A 7,011-nucleotide genomic window follows, 5' to 3' on the forward strand; every position below is an offset into this window, starting at 1 on the left:
TGTTTCGACTTTATCAGATTCATTTCGGCCGACCTAATCGGTGGCTTTCGTGATTCGAATAAGAATCGGGGTGACTCCGTGGAATCGAATTCCCTGCCGGAGTGAGTGAGACTCTACCCGGTTGCTGCCGAACTGTCCAGTTCTAGGCAACCGTTTGAATCTACCTCCCCACGACCGCCGTGTCAACAGCTTTCGCGAGCACCGGAGGAGACTAGCAGCTCCGGAGGGGGCGACGCACATCAGGCGGCGGTGGGGAGCGCAGCGCTGCGGTCGGGCTCCTCCAGGTCTCCCGTGTCGCCGGCCCGGGCGGCGCGGCCGCCGAGCACGTAGACGTAGGCGAGGAAGGCCAGCTCGGCCGCGACGCCGATGGTGATGCGGGCCCAGGTGGGGAGGCCGGAAGGGGTGACGAATCCTTCGAGCAGGCCCGAGACGAAGAGGACCAGGGCCAGACCGATCGCCATGCCGACGGCCGCGCGGCCCTGTTCCGCCAGGGCGGCGCGACGGGTCCTGGGGCCCGGTTCGACGACGGTCCAACCGAGGCGGAGGCCCGTACCGGCGGCCACGAAGACGGCGGTCAGTTCGAGCAGACCGTGGGGAAGGATCAGGCCCAGGAAGACGTCGAGGCGGCCGGCGGAGGACATCAGGCCGATGCCGACGCCGAGGTTCAGCATGTTCAGGAAGAGGATCCAGAGCACCGGGATGCCCAGGAACGCGCCCAGGACCAGGCACATGGCCGCCGCCTGGGCGTTGTTCGTCCAGACCTGGGCGGCGAAGGAGGCCGCCGGGTGGCTGGAGTAGTACGTCTCGTACTGGCCGCCGGGCCGGGTCATCTCGCGGAGGTCGGTGGAGGCGCCGATCGAGGCCTGGACCTCCGGGTGCGTACCGATCCACCAGCCGATGAGGACCGCGAGCAGGGTGGAGAGGACGGCCGTGGGGATCCACCAGCGGCGGGAGCGGTAGACCGCGGCGGGGAAACCGGCCGTGAGGAAGCGGACGGCGTCGCGCCAGGAGGAGCGGCGGGTGCCGGTGACGGTGGCGCGGGCGCGGGCCACGAGCTGGGTGAGCCGGGCCGTGAGCATGGGGTCCGGGGTGCTCGACTGGACGATCGAAAGGTGGGTGGCCGTGCGCTGGTAGAGCGCGACGAGTTCGTCGGCCTCGGCGCCGGTGAGCTTGCCGCCCCGGCGCAGGAGGTGGTCGAGGCGTTCCCACTCGGCGCGGTGGGCGGTCACGTAGACGTCGAGGTCCATGATCGGCTGCTGCTCCAGGCACTGGCTGCGGACGGGTCCGTACTACTGCGGCGCGCTGCGGGCCAGCTTGGCAGACTGGCGTTCGGAGGGGTCGGGAAGGCCGGAGAAGGGTGGGTGCCGTGAGTGGGTTGGTGACGGGCGATGCGGTCGTCCTGGGGTTGCAGCCCGCGCGGCTGCCGAGCCGGGCGCTCGCGGTGCTCATCGACCTGGTGGTGGTGTGGGCGGCGTACCTGCTGATCACGCTCGGGCTCGCGGTGGCCACCGCGTCGCTGGACGAGGCGGCGGTGATGGCGGTGTCCGTCGCGTCCTTCCTGCTGGTGCTCGTCGGGGCGCCGATCGCGGTGGAGACGCTGTCGCACGGGCGGTCGCTGGGGAAGCTGGCCTGTGGGCTGCGGGTGGTGCGGGACGACGGGGGTCCGATCCGGTTCCGGCACGCGCTGGTCCGGGGTGCGATGGGGGTCGTGGAGATCCTGATGACCTTCGGGGTCGTCGCTCTTGTCGCTTCGCTGGTGTCCGAGCGGGGGCGGCGGCTCGGGGACGTCTTCGCGGGGACGCTGGTGGTGCGGGAGCGGATACCCGCGGCGCGGGTCCTGGCCGTGCCTCCGCCGCCGCCGTGGCTGGTGGGGCGGTTCGCCGGGATCGATCTCTCGGCGGTGCCGGAGGCGCTGTGGCTGGAGGTGCGTCAGTACCTGACGCGCTCGCGTGAGCTGGACCCGGTGGTGGGGCGGCAGCTGGCCGAGCGGCTGGCCGACGAGCTGGTGGCGCGGACCGGTACGCCTCCGCCGGCGGGGGTGCCGGCCGACGCCTATCTGGCGGGGGTGGTGGCCGAGCGGCAGGCGCGGGACGCCCGGCGGGCGTTCGCCCCGCCGGTCGCCGGGGTGGTGCCGGGTGCCGTTCCTCCGCCGTCGGTGGCTCCGTGGTCCGTTCCGACTGCCCCGGTGACCGGTACCCCGGTTCCTCCGGTCGCCGCTCCCCCGGTCGCCGCGCCTCCCGTCGGCGGGGCGTCGGTGGAGTCCGGGGCGCGTCCTACCGGGTTCGCCCCGCCGGCCTGAGGGGTTCGGCGGTCACTGAGGGGTCCGGTCAGGGGAAGACCGAGGGCGGGGTTTCGAGGGCTTCGAGTTCGATGCCGGGGGCGGCGAGGACCACGTCTCCGGTGATGTGGACCGTATGGCGTTCGCCCGTGTCCAGGGCGCTGACCTGGTACTCGTCCACCATCAGGGGGCCGTTGTCAGTGGCGTGCGCTTCACTTCTGAGCAGGGCCCAGGACTGGTCGACCGTGAGGGGGGCGAGCACCGGGTCCGTGAAGGCGACGAGCCTGACACGGGTCTCGGGGGAATCGGGGGTGAGACGCAGGAGTCGCGTGAGGCCGACGAGGAACGCCGGGGACGTGCCGGTGAAGGCGTGGGCGCGCACATTGCCTTCGGTGGCCTGGGTTCCGGTGGGGTCCGTGCGGACCCAGGTGACGCCGTCGAGGGCCGCGCCGCGGACCTGCCAGCTCGCGGCGTGCAGTTCGAGGCGGATGGGGCGGCCGAGTTCGTCGACGGCCAGGTCGACGGAGCCCCGGTGGCCGCCGTCGGGGGTGGTGATCTGCGAGACGTAGCGCCAGCCGGAGGGGCCGGGCGCGCAGTGGAAGTGCTCTTCGCCGAGGGGGGTGTGATCGTGCGGGTCATGGAGCGAATAACGGCCGCGGGGCATGGGGCGGTCCTCGGGAGGGTGTGCTTCCTGGGGCGGTAGCGGGAGGGGCTGGACGGGGCAGGCCCCCGGCACGGGGGTGCGGGGGCCTGCCTGAGAGTCCTCTACGGGTGTCCGGGACGGCGCCGCGTCAGCGCGCGGGCGCCGCCGGCCGGGACATCAGTAGCGGTAGTGGTCCGGCTTGAAGGGGCCTTCGACCTCGACGCCGATGTAGGCGGCCTGCTCCGGGCGGAGGGTCGTCAGCTTGACGCCGAGCGAGTCCAGGTGGAGGCGGGCGACCTTCTCGTCGAGGTGCTTCGGCAGCACGTACACGCCGATCGGGTACTCCTGCGGCTTGGTGAAGAGCTCGATCTGGGCCAGGGTCTGGTCCGCGAAGGAGTTCGACATCACGAAGGAGGGGTGGCCGGTCGCGTTGCCGAGGTTCAGCAGGCGGCCCTCGGAGAGGACGATGAGGACCTTGCCGTCGGGGAAGGTCCAGGTGTGGACCTGCGGCTTGACCTCGTCCTTGACGATGCCGGGGACGTTGGCGAGGCCGGCCATGTCGATCTCGTTGTCGAAGTGGCCGATGTTCCCGACGATGGCCTGGTGCTTCATCTTGGCCATGTCGGCGGCCATGATGATGTCCTTGTTGCCGGTGGTGGTGATGAAGATGTCGGCCGTCTCGACGACCTCGTCGAGGGTCGTGACCTGGTAGCCGTCCATCGCCGCCTGGAGGGCGCAGATCGGGTCGATCTCGGTGACGATGACGCGGGCGCCCTGGCCGCGGAGGGACTCGGCGCAGCCCTTGCCGACGTCGCCGTAGCCGCAGACGACGGCCGTCTTGCCGCCGATGAGGACGTCGGTGGCGCGGTTGATGCCGTCGATGAGGGAGTGGCGGCAGCCGTACTTGTTGTCGAACTTCGACTTCGTCACGGCGTCGTTGACGTTGATCGCCGGGAAGAGGAGGGTGCCGGCCTGCTGCATCTCGTACAGGCGGTGGACGCCGGTGGTGGTCTCCTCGGTCACGCCGCGGATCTCGGACGCCAGGTGGGTCCACTTCTGCGGGTTCTCGGTGAGGGTGCGGTTGAGGAGACGGAGGATGTGGCCGTACTCCTCGCTGTCCGCGGTGGACGGGTCCGGGGCGGAGCCGGCCTTCTCGAACTCGACGCCCTTGTGGACGAGGAGGGTGGCGTCACCGCCGTCGTCCAGGATCATGTTCGGGCCGCCGGTGGGCGAGTTCGGCCAGGTGAGGGCCTGCTCGGTGCACCACCAGTACTCCTCCAGGGTCTCGCCCTTCCAGGCGAAGACCGGGACGCCCTGGGGGTTCTCCGGGGTGCCGTTCGGGCCGACGGCGATGGCCGCGGCGGCGTGGTCCTGGGTGGAGAAGATGTTGCAGGAGGCCCAGCGGACCTCGGCGCCGAGGGCGACCAGGGTCTCGATGAGGACGGCGGTCTGCACCGTCATGTGGAGCGAGCCGGTGATCCGGGCGCCGGCCAGCGGCTGCTGCTCGGCGTACTCCCGGCGGATCGACATCAGGCCGGGCATCTCGTGCTCGGCGAGGGTGATCTCCTTGCGGCCGAAGGCGGCCAGGGAGAGGTCGGCGACCTTGAAGTCCTGGTGGGCGGCAGTCGTCATGACTGAGCTGCTCCTCGTGTGTGCGAGTGCGAGGGTCGGTTGAGGCACCTGGCACCACAGCAAGGCACCCTGGGCACACGAATGCCCGGGCGCTTCCTTGGTGCCGTCGTCGGAGGCCCTCTCTCCCTCGGCCGGTCCGTGGACCGCCCGACCGCCATCAGCAGCGACGTCTGGCTGGTCACGAATCTACACCGATCGGGGCGGCGGGCCACAGTCCGCATGGAACGTGCGAGGCCCCCGGGACGTGCGTCCCGGGGGCCCGACGTGGGTGGGGCGTGCTCGCCCGTGGGGGTCAGTGGCCGGGGCCGCCGGGGGTCTTGGCCGGGTTGCTGCCCGCCGAGGCGGCCGTCTCGCTGTAGATGTCGGGCTCCAGGTAGATGACCCGGGCGATCGGGACGGCGGCGCGGATGCGCTCCTCGGCGGCGTTGATGGCGTTCGCGACCTCGGCAGCCGTGTCGTCGTGCCGGACGGCGACCTTGGCGGCGACGAGGAGTTCCTCGGGGCCGAGGTGGAGGGTGCGCATGTGGATGAGGCGGGTGACGGTCTCGCCGTCGACGACGGCCGCCTCGATCTTCTTGACCTCGTCGGTGCCGGCGGCCTCGCCGAGGAGCAGCGACTTGGTCTCGGCGGCGAGGACGATCGCGATGACGACGAGGAGGACGCCGATGCAGATGGTGCCGATGCCGTCCCAGACGCCGTCGTCGGTCGCCAGGGCGAGGCCGACGCCGCCGAGGGCGAGGATGAGGCCGACGAGGGCGCCGAGGTCCTCCAGGAGGACGACGGGCAGCTCGGGTGCCTTGGCGCGGCGGACGAAGTCCTTCCAGGACAGTCCGCCGCGGATCTCGTTCGACTCCTTGATGGCGGTCCGGAAGGAGAAGCTCTCGGCGATGATCGCGAACACCAGGACGCCGACCGGCCAGTACCAGGCCTCGATGGGGTGGGGGTGCTTGATCTTCTCGTAGCCCTCGTAGATGGCGAACATGCCGCCGACGGAGAAGAGCACGATGGAGACGAGGAAGGCGTAGATGTACCGCTCGCGGCCGTAGCCGAAGGGGTGCTGCGGGGTGGCCTCGCGCTGGGCCTTCTTGCCGCCGAGAAGCAGCAGGCCCTGGTTGCCGGAGTCGGCGAGCGAGTGGACGGCCTCGGCGAGCATCGATGACGAACCGCTGAAGAGGAACGCCACGAACTTGGCTACGGCGATCGCGAGGTTGGCGGCGAGTGCCGCGACGATCGCCTTGGTTCCGCCTGACGCGCTCATGGGTGTACGTGGTCCCTTCGTCGGTGCTCCGGCTCGATCGCCGCGGTTCGGCCGGTCATTGTCGCATCAGGCCACGACGGTCGCCCGGAAGACGGTGCCCGCTCCGGTCAGCTCGGTCCTCTCGCCCGCCGGTACGAAGACGGACTCGCCGGGGTTCAGGGCGATCTCCCCGGCACTTGTGCGGCCCGCGACGGCGAGCAGGATCTGCGGGGTGGGGGCGGTGACGTCGGTCGGCGCGGCGCCTTCGGGGCGGACGAACCGGGAGAGGCGGAACTCGTCGATGGGGGTCTCGTAGACCTCCTCGCCGGTGGGGGAGGCCTCGGGGCGCAGAATGGCCGGTTCGTTCGGTTCGAAGCGGACGACCCGGAGGAGTTCGGGGACGTCGACGTGCTTGGGCGTGAGGCCGCAGCGCAGCACGTTGTCGGAGTTGGCCATGATCTCGACGCCGAGACCGTCGAGGTAGGCGTGCGGGACGCCCGCGCCGAGGTAGAGGGCCTCGCCGGGCTGGAGCCGGACGCGGTTGAGCAGCATGGCGGCGATGACGCCGGGGTCGCTCGGGTAGTGGTGGGCCAGGAGCGCGTACGGGGCGTGGTCGCCGCCGAGGCGGTCGGCGGCGGCGTGGGCCTCGGCGACGGTGTGGGCCATCTCCTCGCGGTCGGCGATGAGCAGGGCCGTCAGGACTTCGCGGAGCGCGGCCTCTTCGGGGTGGGCGTGGAGGAGGTCCACGTACGGCTTGAGGGAGTCGACGCCGAGCGCGGCGATGAGGTCGGCGGCCTCGACGGGGGAGCGGAAGCCGCACAGGCCGTCGAAGGGGGTGAGGGCGCAGATCAGCTCGGGCTTGTGGTTGGCGTCCTTGTACGCGCGGTGCGGGGCGTCGATCGGGATGCCGGCGGCCTCCTCGGCCGCGTACCCGGCCTCGGCCTGGGCCAGGTCGGGGTGGACCTGGAGGGAGAGCGGGGCGCCCGCGGCGAGCAGCTTCAGGAGGAACGGGAGCCGCGGTCCGAACTTCCCGACGGCCCGCTCCCCCAGTTCGCGTACGGGGTCGGCGGCGATGAGCTCGTTCAGCGCGCCGCGCTCGGTGCGGGAGGGGGCACCGGGGTGGGCGCCCATCCACATCTCGGCCTGGGGTTCGCCGGTGGGGGCGGTCCCGAGCAGTTCCGGGATGGCCGTCGTGGACCCCCAGGCGTAGGGACGGACGGT

At 71.3% G+C, this 7,011-nt stretch carries 6 protein-coding genes; 1 reads left to right on the forward strand and 5 read right to left on the reverse strand.

Annotated elements, in window-relative coordinates; genetic code table 11:
- Positions 1 to 239 precede the first annotated feature (239 nt).
- The gene (locus K7G60_RS37775; RefSeq protein ID WP_225805495.1) at positions 240 to 1,247 is read right to left on the reverse strand and encodes a stage II sporulation protein M; all 1,008 of its coding nucleotides are present in this window, start codon (positions 1,245 to 1,247) and stop codon (positions 240 to 242) included.
- A gap of 119 nt (positions 1,248 to 1,366) precedes the next feature.
- Between K7G60_RS37775 and K7G60_RS37780 the strand changes: the two genes are divergently transcribed.
- Positions 1,367 to 2,299 (forward strand): RDD family protein, encoded by a 933-nt coding sequence (locus K7G60_RS37780; protein WP_225805496.1) that lies wholly within the window; start codon positions 1,367 to 1,369, stop codon positions 2,297 to 2,299.
- A 28-nt stretch (positions 2,300 to 2,327) separates the two neighbouring features.
- On the opposite strand, the gene K7G60_RS37785 is transcribed toward K7G60_RS37780, so the two are convergent.
- The 4 genes from K7G60_RS37785 to manA all read right to left on the reverse strand — a co-directional run.
- Positions 2,328 to 2,942 (reverse strand): hypothetical protein, encoded by a 615-nt coding sequence (locus tag K7G60_RS37785; protein WP_225805497.1) that lies wholly within the window; start codon positions 2,940 to 2,942, stop codon positions 2,328 to 2,330.
- A gap of 156 nt (positions 2,943 to 3,098) precedes the next feature.
- Positions 3,099 to 4,553: an adenosylhomocysteinase gene (gene ahcY / locus K7G60_RS37790; protein ID WP_225805498.1), complete on the reverse strand. Its 1,455-nt coding sequence runs from the start codon at positions 4,551 to 4,553 to the stop codon at positions 3,099 to 3,101.
- 292 nt (positions 4,554 to 4,845) lie between these two features.
- Positions 4,846 to 5,811 carry a cation diffusion facilitator family transporter gene (locus K7G60_RS37795; RefSeq protein ID WP_225805499.1) on the reverse strand — a complete coding sequence of 322 codons (966 nt, stop codon included), beginning with the start codon at positions 5,809 to 5,811 and terminating at the stop codon, positions 4,846 to 4,848.
- Positions 5,812 to 5,877: 66 nt separating this feature from the next.
- Positions 5,878 to 7,011: mannose-6-phosphate isomerase, class I (manA, locus tag K7G60_RS37800; protein WP_225805500.1), on the reverse strand; the 1,134-nt coding region annotated here is incomplete at its 5' end.

It is taken from the genome of Streptomyces sp. NK15101, assembly GCF_020400725.1.
Classification (GTDB): Bacteria; Actinomycetota; Actinomycetes; order Streptomycetales; family Streptomycetaceae; genus Streptomyces.